Below are 13,707 nucleotides of genomic sequence, written 5' to 3' on the forward strand. Positions count from 1 at the left end.
GAATGGTAAATTATTTATTTCCGGTAAAACGTGTAGCAATTATTTTTAGTAACTTGCTTTAAAATCATATACATGCTATTAACTACTACAACTTTCGTGGAAGGGCATCCGGTAAAAGAACATAAAGGGATTGTATTTGGTGAGACAATAATCGGCGCCAATATTGTGAAAGACCTGTTTGCTTCCGTGCGCGATATTGTTGGCGGAAGATCCGGTTCTTATGAAGGCGTGCTGACGGAAGCACGCGAGACTTCTTTGCGTGAAATGGAACAGAGGGCGGCGCAAATGGGCGCCAATGCTGTCATTGGAATTGATGTGGATTATGAAGTTTTGGGTTCAGGCGGCAGCATGCTGATGGTGAGTGTTTCAGGAACTGCTGTGGTAATTTAATTTCTGCATCTGTTTAATTTTTTCCACGCAAAGAGAAGGAAGCTAAGGTGCGAAGAGGATTGAACTTTTATATTAATCACACTAATCTTTGCGAATTCTCAGCGTTCCCCTTAGCGCCCTCTGCGAGAAGGTTGAATTATTTTTCCACGCAAAGCGCGCAAAGAGAAGAATCAAAGAACGCTAAGATTGTATCAATGCCGCAAAGCGTCGTTCTTGCGCACAAGTTAGCGCCCTCTGCGAGAAACCTGAATTATTTTTCCACGCCAAGCGCGCAAAGAGAAGAAGCTAAGGCCGCGGAGGATATTTAACCTCACTTTACTCTGTGTGAAACCTGTATGCTATTTTACCACGCAAACCTTGATTACAGCGTTTCTTTCAGCCAGGAGAAAAATTCTCTCTGCCAAAGGAGGCCATTCTGCGGCTTCAATACCCAGTGATTCTCATCCGGGAAGACCAGCAGCTTGCTTTTGATCCCTCTCAACTGCGCAGCCTGGAATGCCTGCTGCCCCTGCTCAAAAGGTACGCGGTAGTCTTTTTCGTTTTGTATAATGTAGATAGGCGTGTTCCATTTATCTACAAAGTTGCTCGGCGATTGCGCATAGGTATACTGTATGCTTTCATCATCTTTTTGCCAGTACGGACCGCCCAATTCCCAGTTTGCAAACCACATTTCTTCTGTAGTACCATACATGCTTCTAAAATCAAATACACCATTATGTGCAATAAATGTCTTAAACCGGTTGTTGTGCAAGCCTGCTAATTTAAACACGGAATATCCTCCGAAACTGGCGCCAATTGCGCCCCTCCGCCCTGTATCCACAAATTTTTCCTTAGACAGATCATCAATGGCAGCGAGGTAATCATCTATCACCTGGCCGCCCCAGTCTTTGCTGATCTGTTCATTCCAGGCAGTGCCAAAACCGGGCATGCCGCGCCTGGATGGCAATAGTACAATATATCCCTGGGCAGCCATCACCTGTACGTTCCACCGGAAGGAATAAAATTGTGTAAGCGCAGATTGCGGGCCGCCTTCGCAGTATAGCAGCACAGGATATTTTTTGTTTGGGTCAAAATCCGGCGGGTACACGATCCACTCCATCATTCTTTTGTTATCGGTAGTTTTTATCCAACGGCGCTCTGTTTGAGAAGGAACAATATTTTTGTAAATATCATCATTCACATGTGTAAGCTGCATTAGCTTGCCTGTGGCAAGATTTACTTTAAAGATTTCAGCAGCACGGTTAAAATCTTCTTTCATCACCACCAGTTCGGAACCCGTTTCGCCAATGATGCTTTTGATATTGAAATCACCTTTGGTTAATTGTTTTATCACAGGTGTAGCTTTGGTTAGCCCGATATCATTTACGCTAAACAACTGCAAAGTGCCGTCAACAGGTGCAATGAAGAAAATATTTCTGCCGTCTTCAGCCCATTTAAAATTATCCACATGTATGTGATCTGCATGGCCGGTAAGGTTGATGGTATTTTTTCCGTGCATCACTACAATGTCCTGTTTATCGGCTTCGTAGCCGTCGCGCTTCATTTGCAGCCATGCCAGTATTCCCTGCCTGCCAAAGTCCGGAGCAACGTCATAACCTTTGTTTGCGTGCGTGAGATTGGTGGTTTTGCCAGTTGATAAGTTGTAGCTAAAAATATCTGTGTTGGTGCTTAGTGCGTATTCGGTACCATACTTTTTCTTGCTTACGTAAAGAATGTTTTTACTGTCCGGCGACCAGATAAAATCTTCATCGCCGCCAAAAGGTTGTTGCGGTGCAAAGAATGGCTCCCCCGGCATAATATCTTTTTTCTCACCGGCAACGCCATCTTTATAAGGAGCGTAGAATACATGCGAAAAATTTCCGTTGAAATATTTGTCCCAATGCCTGTAATTCAGAGAAGTGTAGACCTGCCCGGTAGTTTTATCAAGGTCTTCATACCTGTCTTTGCCCATCACATTTTCCAGCCTTACCTCTTCGCTGCTTAAAATAAAATGCCCGTTTGGCGATATGCGGTCATTGGCCATAAATTCAAACTTGTCCGTTACTTCTTCTGGCGTACCGCCGTTGATAAAGATCCTGTATGTTTTTTTATTGATTTTATTATCCTGCATATCTGGCAGGGATACTTCATACAAAACATACCGCTTGTCTTTAGACAAGCCCAAGCCGCTTACCCTGCCTAACTTCCAGAGTATTTCCGGTGTAAATTTAGTTTGTGCTCCGGCACTCATACTTATTACCATTGCTAATGTAAAAAATAAAAATCTCATTATGTATATTGCGTTATGGTTTGCAAAATTCATGTAGGCAACTCATAGAGTTAAACTGCCTTAGCATGAAACACAACAAATATAATGCTTTTAGGCTTGCCTGTATTATTTGAAATCCTGCAGGGTGTTTCTTACACTATGCAGATAGTGGCCGCCAAATAAAATAGCATGTACCAGCAGGGGGTATAGCTGAGTCAGCGGAAGGCGTTGCCGCCATCCCGGCTCTAAAGGGTAGGCGGCATTGTAGGCTTCATAAAATGCACGGTCAAAGCCTCCGAAAAGCCTGGTCATGCCCAGGTCCATTTCCCTGTGTCCATAATAAACCGCAGGGTCATAAATTGCAGCATTGCCATTTGCTGCCACACAGAAGTTGCCTGACCAGAGATCTCCATGCAGCAATGCAGGAGCTTCTTCGGGAAAAAGATTGCCCGCTTCTTTGCATAGTTTTTCTGCCTGCAATACATCCGTTTTATTGAAATGGCCGCTGTCATAAAGCTGGCGTACCAAAGGCAGGATGCGCATTCCGCCATAAAATTGCTGCCAGCTTGTTGTTTGTTCATTGCTTTGAATTATGCTGCCTATGTAATTGTTTTCGTACCAGCCAAAACAGGCATCAGGCTTTTTATGCATTTCTGCAAGCGCAGTGCCGAAGCTTTGCCAGAAGTGCTTTTGCGGCGATCCTTTTTCAATGAAGTTCATTAGCAGGTATTGTTTGCCCGCCGCTTCGCCATGTTTTAAAACTTCCGGCACTGTAAGTGAAAAGTGTTTTCTCAGCGCAGTAAGCCCTTCAGCTTCCTTTCGGAACATCTCCGGGAAAGCTGCGCTGTCATTTACTTTCAGGAAAAAAATTTCATCAGCAGTTTGCAGGCGATATGTTTTATTGATGTCGCCGCCATACACGGGCAGATGGTTTATTACTTGTAACCCGATGGCTGAAATTATTTGCTGTACGTCCATGTTATCCTGCAAAAAGTAGTGTTGTGATAGTTAATTTAACCTGAAACGGTAGCCGACGGAGAAGCCTACAGGGCTGAACTCATTCTTAAATTCCACACCTTTTTGCTGCTTAAGGTATGTTCTGTATGCTTCTGGCTCATCACCCCTGACAGGTACATTCAAAGCCAATGAAATATAATGTTTCCTGATGCCGTTGCCCGGATACCAGTCTACACCTGCACCAAATGTCGGCGCGTAAAACGCCTTGCTGAGATTGTGGGCATCTTTAATCACTACTGTGGAATTATTGCCATACATGGCTGTCAGAAAAGGTACTACGCGACTGGTTTCATTTATAAAGAATCTTCCCTTCAGCCCCGCGTTGTAACTGAATCCTAAGAGATTGTAACCGCCACCGGCGAACAGGCCTATATTCTTTTGCGGATAAAAAAGAAGGTTGGCGCCGATGTTGCCATACTCAAATCCCACACCGATACCCAGGTTGATTTTTTCAGTTTCAGGAGAGTTTATATCCTCTGCCATTAGTTGTGCATTCAACTGAAAACAACTTAAAAAAATAAACAGAAATACTGCGTAATACTTTTTCATTAAAAAAGGTTTTTATAAGATAAAATGTTAACCCTTTAAAATTACGCTACAATATTTACATATTCAAAAAAATATTAAAACATAAATTGTGTCCTGAGCGTGAAGATATTGTCTTTTACATCCTGCTCGAAGCCCGCGATGCTGGTTGCTTCATTTCTGATATGATCATACCAGAATAGAATCTTTAAGTGATTGTTGATGTGCCTCAGAAAGCCCATGCCTATTGTGTTATAGCGTATATCAGCTTTGGAGAGGCCATAGGTTTTATCAATTTCCCGGCCACTGACTTTGGTGTTGGGGTCGTACCAGTCGTACTTCAGTACCAACTGGTTTTTTTTGCCTGCAATATTCTGTACCAGGTTAAAATAAGCGCCGTCAAAAGGACGGGTGTATAGGGGTTGTTTTATGTTATTGTTTACAGGGTAACTGCCGGGAGTAGAGGAGTGGTCTTTAGTTCCTGTTTGCAATCCAAAAATATATTCTGCCCTCATTTCTGTTTTCCAGTTCTTTGAAGCGGTTTCTATTGCTATATCAGCGCCGTAATATTTGCGTGGTGCAAACTTTTGGGTATTATCGCCGCTTTGCAGCTGCATGCCCCAGGTATTGCCGGTTTGTTGCATAGCATAATATTCAGGCGCTTCGCTTACAATGCCGCCCAACAAAGCGCTGACGCCGCCGCCTATGGCCAGGTTGTTTAAAGGAGCTATTTCCACAGGTTTTGCAGAGAGCCTGGTAACGATGTCTTTTTTATTGTCGAATTCTCTTGGTCCTGAAAGTCCCTGGCCGTTATAAACTGCAAAATCTAACTGCACATGCTTTAAAAAGTTTTTGGCCTTACGCGGGTTAATGGAAAGTTCAACTCCCAGGTCGCGCTCGGTCTTCATCAATATCTGCGACATGCGCCCGCGCTCTGCTGCTTCTCTCTGGGAAGAACTTAATTGCAGCTCAAAGCCAAAAGGCCGCGCCATCACGCCTGCGGTCAAAGAAAACAAATGCAGCTTGTTTTCGTAATACCTTCCCCAGAAATCCCTGATATTCACGCCCTGCTCTGTACCATCGAACTGGAAAACAAAAAATGTAGCGGGCGAACCATCTTTGTGAAAGTGCACATAGTCTGCCCTTAAGCGTCCTCTCCTCAACCTGAAGCGGTTATCCGAATTTTCTGCAAAAGCGCCGCCCTGGTAATCTGCATCCACGCCCTTTTGCTGCGCTACTTGAAACTGCGGTTGCATGTACCCTGAGAAAGAAAGGTTGCTTACTTCATCATCAATGATCTTTACCTGCCTGCCTTTTAAAACTATGGTATCTACTACGTCTGTAAGTAAGCGCTGGCTATATCCGCTGATCACTGAGAATAACAAAAAAGTGAATAAAACTGCGTACTTCATCTCAGAAAGTTTTAAATTTTTAAGGATGGCAAAAGTACAAAACACGCAATTGTAACTGAAATTTTATTTCCATATTTTATAACACCATCTTTTTAGTTTGCCTTCAAAATCAAACGGGGTAGTAGCTTTGGTAATGTCTTTTATTTTAGCTGCACGAATATTTTGTTCATCTAATGCAAATTTGGTGTAGTTGGTACTGAAATAAATTACGCCATTATCTTTTAAAGACCGCAGACAATCATTGATAAGTTCAGTGTGATCGCTCTGTATCTCAAGAAAATCTTTCATGCGTTTGCTGTTGCTGAAAGTAGGCGGATCCATTACTATGAGGTCAAAGCTACAGGGCTGCAATGTTTTCAGGTATTGCTTTACATCTGCATGTATAAAATAATAGTTTTTGTCGGAGAAATTATTAAGCTTAAAATTTTCCTGTGCCCATGCCAGGTAAGTTTTTGAAAGGTCTACTGATGTAATGCTTGCTGCATTTCCCGCGGCTGCGTATACAGAGAATGAACCGGTGTAACAAAACAAATTCAGCACATCCTTACCGCTGCTTTCTTGCATCACCATGCTGCGTGTAACGCGGTGATCAAGAAATAGTCCTGTATCCAGGTAATCGGTAAGGTTGACTTTAAACTTTAAATTGTTTTCTTCTGCCGTAAAGGAATGGCTTTCTTCCTCCTCGGCTTTCTGGTATTGAGCGCCTGCTACCCGGTGAGACATTGTTCTTCTCTGGCGCACAAAAATTTTTTCTTCCGGCACATTCAATATTTGTGCGATGGTCTGTAAACATTCGCCAAGCCACTGTTCATGCACTTCTTCGTCCATCCCGTGCCGGCGCAGGTATTCGGCTACATATACTTTATCACCGTAAAGTTCTATGCTGAACGGAAACTCGGGCAGGTCATGATCATAAACACGGTAGCACGAAATGTTTTGCCTCCGTGCCAGTTTGCTTTTGTGCTTATACACTTTCTGCAGCCGGTTTTCAAACATCGAATATTTCCCTGTGTTCATACTGCAAAAATCTTTTATTAAAGCCGAAAAACAAAAAACAGTATTTTTGAAATGAACTCTACAAAACATGCAGCATTATAAACAAATAAAAATAGCAGAATTAACGCCGGAACGCAGAGATTTACTGATCGCTTTGCTGTCTTGTACAGGCTTTGACGGGTTTGAAGAAAGTGAAAATGAACTGAAAGCGTTTGGTAATGCATCCTCTGTAGATATGAAGCGTTTGCAGCAGTTAGCCGGATTGCATGAGTTCAGCTACACAGAAGAAGACATCCAAGAGACAAACTGGAATGCCCTGTGGGAATCGAATTTTGATGCTGTGACCGTTGGTGATTTTGCAGGCATCCGTGCACACTTTCATCAGCCATTCAAAAATGTGCAGCATGAAATATTGATCACACCTAAAATGAGTTTCGGCACCGGCCACCATGCCACCACCTTTATGATGATTGAGCAAATGTCAAAGCTTGATTTTGCTGGTAAACATATTTTTGACTTTGGCACAGGCACCGGCGTGCTGGCAATACTTGCTGAAAAACTGGGCGCCGAATCCGTGACGGCCATTGACAACGATGAGTGGTCAATAGAAAATGCCAAAGAGAATGCAGATAAAAATCATTGTACACAAATAACTGTGAAGAGGGCAGACACTGCTGCCGTAAATCAGCAATTTGATATTATACTGGCCAACATCAATAAAAACGTATTGCTGGAAAATATGGCGGTGTTAGCTTCGCAGCTTAAATATGGCGGTACGCTGCTTATGAGCGGATTGCTCCGGGAAGACGAGCAGGATATTGTAGCGGAAGCTTTAAAGTATCAACTGCAAAAAATATCAGGAAGCAATAAGCTACAATGGATTGCGCTGGTATTTGGGCAAATATAATATTGGGTATACGTTAAATGTATTGTAAGCTTTTATTTACGATTTTACCATATTTTTGTATCTTAGTCTAACACTAACTGTTTAATTTTAGCATTGATGCAGGAATTATTATTAATCATATTAGCCTATCTTATTGGTTCTGTACCGTCCTCGGTATGGATATCCAGACATTTTTTCGGCATTGATATCCGGGAATACGGCAGTGGCAATGCCGGCGCTACCAATACTTTCCGTGTGCTGGGTAAGAAATGGGGTACTATTGTAATGATCATGGATGTATTGAAAGGCTTCCTGGCTACTTCGCTTTTTATATTTTTGCCAAAATATGTTGGTGCAGATGCCGAGATCATGCGCGTGAATTTTATGATCGGTTTGGGGCTTACAGCAGTGTTGGGGCATATATTCCCTGTCTGGGCAAATTTTAAAGGAGGAAAAGGTGTGGCAACCCTGTTCGGCATGGTAATAGCCATTCAGCCTTTGGTAGCCATGTGTTGTGCAGCAGTATTTCTGCTGGTATTATTTCTTACACGCTTTGTTTCTTTAAGCTCTATACTCGCAGGCATTGCTTTTGCGGTTTTTATTCTTTTTATTTTTAATGTAGAGGCTCAATCCTATAAAGTTTTTTCGGTGGTGGTAGCTTTGATGATCGTATTAACGCATCAGAAAAACATCAACCGCCTTCTGCAGGGCACGGAAAATAAGGTACCCATTTTAAAACATAGAGACAGGAGAAAAGCCAGGAAAAACCGTCGGCAAAACCTGAACGACGGAGATTAACCCATAGATTGTATTGAATATTTTATTGCCGGAGACCTCACCGGTTTTTTAAAACTACCGATCGAAGGCTTTGTTAGAGATCAACATTTTTTGGTACAAATATTGTTTTGCTACAATTATATAACTTTAAAAGCAACACATCATGAAAAAATTATTACTAGGATCGCTTATAGGAGCTTTTGTTTTAACAGGATGTTCCAGGAATGCGATCACAGGCAGAAACCAGCTTAATATAGTCTCAGAATCACAGTTGCAGGAAATGGCTGTAACCCAATACAGGCAGTTTCTGGCTGAGAATAACGTGGTAACTGCAAACAGCTCTATGAGCAAAGAATATGCAATGGTACAGCGCGTGGGGAAGAGGATCGCTAACGCCATTACCCAGTACTATACGCAGCAGGGTTTAGGAAAAGAATTACAAGGGTATAAATGGGAATTTAACCTGGTGCAGGGAAAAGATGTAAATGCATTTTGTATGCCGGGAGGTAAAGTGGTGATCTACACAGGCCTTTTACCGGTGGCGCAAAACGAAGCAGGTGTAGCTGTTGTAATGGGGCATGAAATTGCACATGCTATCTTGCAACATGGCTCTGAAAGAATGAGCCGCGCTGTTGCTGCACAATATGGCGGACAAATTGCCGGCGCTGTTATCGGTTCACAAAATCAGGCGCTGGGAAATATTTTCGGAGCAGTATATGCACCTGTTGCTACGACTACCATGATCTTGCCTAACTCCCGTGCACAGGAATCAGAAGCTGACCGCTATGGCTTACGCTTTGCAGCATTGGCAGGCTATAACCCCCAGGAAGCCATCCCATTCTGGACAAGAATGGCGCAGGCTGGAGGATCATCTAATGTCCCAACGATACTCAGGTCGCACCCAACCAACGAACAGCGCATCAGGGATCTTCAGAAAATAGTACCCGAAGCTATGAAGTATTACAGGCCAATGTCTAACTAATTCGTTTCTTGATTTTGTATATATACCAGAGGCTGTCCCAAAAGGTCAGCCTCTCTTATTTTTTACAATTTACCCGCGCTGCAGCATCTGTAAACAGGTCAATTTCAGGCGATTAATTATGTTTTATATTGCGCCGTTTTCTTTCCGGTAAATTTTAAACATATCAATAACTAAGGAAGTCTAATAGGAGCGTTAAATATCTTTACCTTTGAAATATAACTCACTTTATTTTTATAAATATTTTTTCATGAAAAACATTAAGATTACACTGATAGGATTGCTGTTATTGCTGGCGGGCTCTTCAGCTTTTGCTCAGACGAAAAATAAAATTGAAATTTACCTGTTAAACAGGATCGTGCCGCAATTGGATGAGAAATGTACCAACGGACAGTTTTTTGTAAGCTACCAGGATCTTAATCCCGATCCTCTTATCAAAGATGAAGAGATTGTGGCTTATAATGTAGCTACACATGAATTTACATTTTCGGAAAGTGGGGCCCAGAAAATGGCTAACCTAAAACCTTCAAAAGACAGGGGATTACAATTTGCCCTGGCAGTAGACCGCAAGCCGGTTGTTACCGGGTACATCATGGACAAGTCTTCACCATCCGGCTGCGCCACGTATGGGTTGCTGAATGTAGGAAGTACTAAACAGTTGCTTTTAAAGGGAATGCCTGAGTTTGGTACGCATGTACGCATCAAAGAACAACGGGAAAATATTTTATTTATCAATGCATTGAAGGCTACCGGCAGGTTGCAGAAGAATTAAGGTTATTTTTTCTTCTCAAACATCAGTTCCTTGACTTTCTCCTTATCTTCTTTTTCTTTGTTCAGATCGAACATGGTGCCGAAAATGCGGTCCCAGAAAGTATTGCTTACGCCAAATCCCAGGTCTTCGTCTTTGTAATGATGCAGGTGATGATTGCGCCAAAGCGGCTTCATGAATTTAAACGGCGGGGCAAAAGCGTGGATGGCATAGTGCAGGGAGGCATATAGCAGGTAACCCAGCATAAAACCAGGAAAAAAGGCAAAGGCATATTTTCCTGCTACCAGGTAGAATAAGCCAAAAATTATAGCAGATAGGATGAGGCTTGGAACCGGCGGCATAAAAAGACGTTGCCTGTCTCTGGGATAATGATGGTGATTTCCATGCAGGATGTAAGCTATCTTTTGCAATGCAGGATTATTTACCTTCATATGAAAAATATACCTGTGCGCAATATATTCAAACAACGACCAGCTAAAAATACCTGCCAGGGAAACAAGTATAATGGTTTTTGCGCTGAGGCCGAATTCAGTGTTGCCTTTATAAATAATGAAAGTAAGGATTACAATGTACATTCCCCAAATTATAGCAGGATGTCCCTTGGTAAGCATTTCGAGATATTTGTTTTTGAATATTCTCGCCTGACCTTTATTATGAATTTTATCGAATTCCATAAAAAGTCTTTTTAGTTAGATTATAACAAATTTACATTATAAAAAATGATTTTTCACAGATTGTACCGTTAAAGGTAAAATTTAGTAAAAAATGATTATTACTCTATATAAAATTATAAATTCGCGTTCTGATGCTTCAACGATCATACATGCGTTTACTTCATAAAAGCTTAGCTGTTTTTTTCCTGATAGCGCTGTTTGGAATATTTTTTTCAAACTGTGCTGTCATTATACCGCCGGATGGAGGTCCCAGGGACAGCCTGCCGCCGAATCTTGTTTCAGCCTCGCCGGCAGACTCTTCGCTGAATTTTACGGGTAAAAAAATAGAGCTGGTTTTTGATGAATATATCACTGTGCAAAACGTGCAGCAAAATCTTATAGTTTCGCCTGTTGTAAAATCTGTGCCTACTGTTTCAAGTTATCTCAACAAGATCACTGTTAATCTCAAAGAGCCCTTAGAGCCCAATACAACGTATTCGTTTGATTTTGGCACATCCATCAAAGATGCCAATGAAGGCAACCCTTATAAAAATTATACCTACGTTATCAGTACCGGAAATCATTTAGATACCGACAGCATTGCCGGCACAATAACGCTGGCAGAAACCGGCAAGGTAGACAGTACATTGCTTGCGGTATTGTATACAGACTTTTCAGATACGGCTATCTATAAAAGCCAGCCCCGGTATTATACCAGGGTAGACACTACAGGAAGATTCGTTTTCAGGTTCTTACCCAAAGGGCAGGAGTACAATCTTTTTGCTGTTGCCAATACGTACATGCGCAATTATTCAGATACAACCCAGCTGTTTGGTTTTTATGACAGGAAAGTTATAGCAGGCCAACCGGATTCTGTACCTGTACATTTGTATGCTTACCACCAATCAAAAACGGTAAAACGCCCTGCCCGTGTGATCTCTGAAAGGCAGCGCCAGCAACAGAGGGAGAAAGATGCCAAGCAACCGCTCAATGTATCAGTATCTGTTAAGAATGCACCTCAGAGCCTGATAGATCCTTTACAAATAAACTACTCCAAGCCTCTTAAAGCCTTTGACCCCGGCGGCATCGCCCTTAGAGATACGAATTATGCAGAAGAGCAGAACTATACAATCAATAGATCCATCCTGGATTCGAACAATTCAGCTTTTACGCTTACGCATGCCTGGCAGGAAGACAAAGAATATATTTTGGTGATATCTAAAGAGGCAGCGATAGATAGTTTTGATATAATGATCGCTAAGGCAGATACCTCAAGATTTAAAATTAAACCTGCACGTGAATATGCTTCTTTTACCATGATATTCCCTGATGTAGATTTGGCTATGAATCCTGTTGTTCAGTTGTTCAAAGCCAATACATTGGTAGATTCCATTGCCATACCTGAAAACAGGCGTGTGGTACGGCAGCTATACGAAGCTGGAGATTACCAGTTAAGGATCCTGTACGATACTAATAAGAATATGAAATGGGATCCGGGAAATTATATATTGCGAAGGCAGCCGGAACTGGTGATACCGCATAAGAAAGACATTACGCTGAAGGCTAACTGGGAAAATGAATTGGAAATATATATTTACAGGTAAAAGAATTTTTAGCACAGTATGCAGTTATCTTCTTCTTTGTTGGAAAATGCAGTGAACGAATTTGCAAAGCTACCGGGCATCGGTAAAAAAACGGCGCTCAGGCTGGTGCTGCATTTGTTGAAGCAGGAGGAGGACCATGTGCATGTTTTTTCAGATAGCATCCGTGAAATGCGCGCCGGCGTTAAATTTTGCCGCAGGTGCCACAACATCAGCGACGGGGAAGTATGCTCTATCTGCGAGAGCCCTACGCGCAAACAGCGTGTAATCTGCGTGGTGGAAACCATACGCGATGTGATTGCCATAGAGAGTACCCAGCAATTCAACGGAACTTATCATGTATTGGGCGGCGTAATCTCCCCGCTTGACGGCATCGGCCCTGATAATCTACATATAGATTCATTGATAGAGCGCGTGGAAAAAGAACAGACAGAAGAGCTGATCTTTGCGCTTAACCCCAACATACAGGGGGATACAACCATTTACTACATCCAGAAGAAAATACACCATCTTCCCTGTAAGATCACTACGGTTGCCCGTGGCATTGCTTTCGGCGGAGAACTTGAATATGCTGACGAGATTACTTTGGGCAGAAGCCTGGCCAACCGCCTGCCTATTGAGAGCTATATGAAGCCGATGTAGTGACTATGTGACTTATACCTCATCCCAACTCTCAAAGATTTCAGAATGCCAGGTGAAAGTACCGGGCAAGGCTTCACCTGTGTTCCTTGTGAAAGCCCTTGTGTGCCTTGCGTTTAATTCTTATGCCTTTGTTTTTCTTGGCGTCATCGCCACGAACTTCTTTTTAGGTGATTTTTATATTATCCAATTTCCATCCTTACCGCCTGATCCTTCGGACCGTGAGATAACTGATGTAGGGAAATAAAATAAACAATTTATTTCACGGAGAGGCCGCAAAGGCTTGCGCAAAGAAAATGCTATTTTATAGTGTCAGTGAAAACACCTGACACGGCACAAAGATTTCTTCGGAACACGAGATATAAAATCACAGACCGCAGGTCGCACAGTTCTTATGCACAGCTGCTGACATCACACAACATTCACCATTCACAAAATAGACGTATTTTTGTTAATCATGAAGAATAAAAAAAGAAGCAGTGGAAGTGCGTTCGTCTACAGTACAGACCCCGACTTTAAGCCTTACGGAGAAGGAGATGACGGGGATCAGGACGGTGTGTCCCCTGATAAACAAAAACTGCGCATCTGGCTTGAAACAAAACAGCGTGGCGGGAAAGCGGCAACCGTGATCACTGGATTTGCGGGGAATGAGGACGAACTGAAAGAGCTGGGCAAACAATTAAAAAATTATTGCGGCACCGGCGGATCAGTAAAAGATGGTGAAATTATTATACAGGGCGATCAGCGGGATAAAGTGCTGAAATGCTTGCTGGATAAGGGCTACACGCAATCTAAAAAAGCAGGCGGGTAATGCC

14 protein-coding genes are annotated in these 13,707 nt (G+C 42.5%); 8 read left to right on the top strand and 6 right to left on the bottom strand.

The features are described 5' to 3' along the window. The first annotated feature begins 72 nt into the window (after window positions 1–72). Window positions 73–390: a heavy metal-binding domain-containing protein gene (locus OD355_RS07360; protein ID WP_263037816.1), complete on the top strand. Its 318-nt coding sequence runs from the start codon at window positions 73–75 to the stop codon at window positions 388–390. Between the two features lie 361 nt (window positions 391–751). Here the strand turns inward: OD355_RS07360 and OD355_RS07365 are convergent, their stop codons facing one another. From OD355_RS07365 to OD355_RS07385, 5 genes are all read right to left on the bottom strand, one after another. Next, entirely contained in the window at window positions 752–2,659 is a 1,908-nt protein-coding gene (locus OD355_RS07365) for a S9 family peptidase (RefSeq protein ID WP_263037817.1), read from the bottom strand. Window positions 2,660–2,764: 105 nt separating this feature from the next. Continuing rightward, entirely contained in the window at window positions 2,765–3,616 is an 852-nt protein-coding gene (locus tag OD355_RS07370; RefSeq protein WP_263037818.1) for a fructosamine kinase family protein, read from the bottom strand. 30 nt (window positions 3,617–3,646) lie between these two features. Next, the gene (locus OD355_RS07375) at window positions 3,647–4,204 is read right to left on the bottom strand and encodes a hypothetical protein (protein WP_263037819.1); all 558 of its coding nucleotides are present in this window, start codon (window positions 4,202–4,204) and stop codon (window positions 3,647–3,649) included. 74 nt (window positions 4,205–4,278) lie between these two features. Beyond that, window positions 4,279–5,592 carry a porin gene (locus OD355_RS07380; protein ID WP_263037820.1) on the bottom strand — a complete coding sequence of 438 codons (1,314 nt, stop codon included), beginning with the start codon at window positions 5,590–5,592 and terminating at the stop codon, window positions 4,279–4,281. Between the two features lie 63 nt (window positions 5,593–5,655). Continuing rightward, entirely contained in the window at window positions 5,656–6,609 is a 954-nt protein-coding gene (locus tag OD355_RS07385) for a class I SAM-dependent methyltransferase (protein ID WP_263037821.1), read from the bottom strand. Between the two features lie 67 nt (window positions 6,610–6,676). Between OD355_RS07385 and prmA the strand changes: the two genes are divergently transcribed. From prmA to OD355_RS07405, 4 genes are all read left to right on the top strand, one after another. Continuing rightward, complete coding sequence (prmA, locus tag OD355_RS07390; protein ID WP_263037822.1) at window positions 6,677–7,495, top strand: 50S ribosomal protein L11 methyltransferase; 819 nt, start codon at window positions 6,677–6,679, stop codon at window positions 7,493–7,495. A gap of 96 nt (window positions 7,496–7,591) precedes the next feature. Further along, window positions 7,592–8,272, top strand: coding sequence for a glycerol-3-phosphate 1-O-acyltransferase PlsY (plsY, locus tag OD355_RS07395; protein WP_263037823.1), 681 nt, complete (start codon window positions 7,592–7,594; stop codon window positions 8,270–8,272). Between the two features lie 142 nt (window positions 8,273–8,414). After that, complete coding sequence (locus OD355_RS07400; RefSeq protein WP_263037824.1) at window positions 8,415–9,233, top strand: M48 family metallopeptidase; 819 nt, start codon at window positions 8,415–8,417, stop codon at window positions 9,231–9,233. Window positions 9,234–9,480: 247 nt separating this feature from the next. Continuing rightward, window positions 9,481–10,002 carry a hypothetical protein gene (locus tag OD355_RS07405; RefSeq protein WP_263037825.1) on the top strand — a complete coding sequence of 174 codons (522 nt, stop codon included), beginning with the start codon at window positions 9,481–9,483 and terminating at the stop codon, window positions 10,000–10,002. A 2-nt stretch (window positions 10,003–10,004) separates the two neighbouring features. On the opposite strand, the gene OD355_RS07410 is transcribed toward OD355_RS07405, so the two are convergent. Next, window positions 10,005–10,673 (bottom strand): sterol desaturase family protein, encoded by a 669-nt coding sequence (locus OD355_RS07410; RefSeq protein WP_263037826.1) that lies wholly within the window; start codon window positions 10,671–10,673, stop codon window positions 10,005–10,007. A 149-nt stretch (window positions 10,674–10,822) separates the two neighbouring features. Between OD355_RS07410 and OD355_RS07415 the strand changes: the two genes are divergently transcribed. The 3 genes from OD355_RS07415 (at window position 10,823) to OD355_RS07425 (ending at window position 13,703) form a co-directional block, all read left to right on the top strand. After that, on the top strand, window positions 10,823–12,256 hold the full coding sequence (locus OD355_RS07415; protein ID WP_263037827.1) for an Ig-like domain-containing protein: 1,434 nt from the start codon (window positions 10,823–10,825) through the stop codon (window positions 12,254–12,256). A gap of 18 nt (window positions 12,257–12,274) precedes the next feature. Continuing rightward, the gene (gene recR, locus OD355_RS07420; RefSeq protein WP_263037828.1) at window positions 12,275–12,895 is read left to right on the top strand and encodes a recombination mediator RecR; all 621 of its coding nucleotides are present in this window, start codon (window positions 12,275–12,277) and stop codon (window positions 12,893–12,895) included. 454 nt (window positions 12,896–13,349) lie between these two features. Further along, complete coding sequence (locus tag OD355_RS07425; protein ID WP_263037829.1) at window positions 13,350–13,703, top strand: translation initiation factor; 354 nt, start codon at window positions 13,350–13,352, stop codon at window positions 13,701–13,703. Window positions 13,704–13,707 lie beyond the last annotated feature (4 nt).

The sequence above is a fragment of the Haoranjiania flava genome (genome assembly GCF_025631005.1).
Classification (GTDB): domain Bacteria; phylum Bacteroidota; class Bacteroidia; order Chitinophagales; family Chitinophagaceae; genus Haoranjiania; species Haoranjiania flava.